At 42.8% G+C, this 257-nt stretch carries 1 protein-coding gene; it reads left to right on the top strand.

What is annotated here, in order from left to right; genetic code table 11:
- On the top strand, positions 1-257 hold a 257-nt coding region (locus AAEY79_RS15575), incomplete at both ends, for a queuosine precursor transporter (protein WP_352289469.1).

The following is a 257-nucleotide window of genomic DNA, read 5'->3' as shown; positions in this document are numbered from 1 at the left end:
GCATTATCCTCAAAGCCATGATACCGGCACTTGTAGTGTCGTATTTAGTCGGCGTATTGTTTCATCAAGGTCAATTACAAGCTTTTAGCGCCTTAGCTGAGTGGAATAGTTTTGTATTTCGCATCGCCTTTGCCAGCTTTGTGGCTTACTTAATTGGTCAGCTCATGGATATCACTGTATTTGCAAAATTACGTCAGGCCAAAGCTTGGTGGGTCGCACCTGCTGCATCAACATTAATTGGTAACTTAGTTGATACC

Origin of the sequence: Psychrobacter sp. GW64-MNA-CIBAN-0177 (genome assembly GCF_040309585.1) — a bacterium.
GTDB classification, from domain to species: Bacteria; Pseudomonadota; Gammaproteobacteria; order Pseudomonadales; family Moraxellaceae; genus Psychrobacter; species Psychrobacter okhotskensis.
The sequence above is the reverse complement of the archived record's forward strand: the minus strand, read 5'-3'. Positions and strand labels throughout refer to the sequence as shown.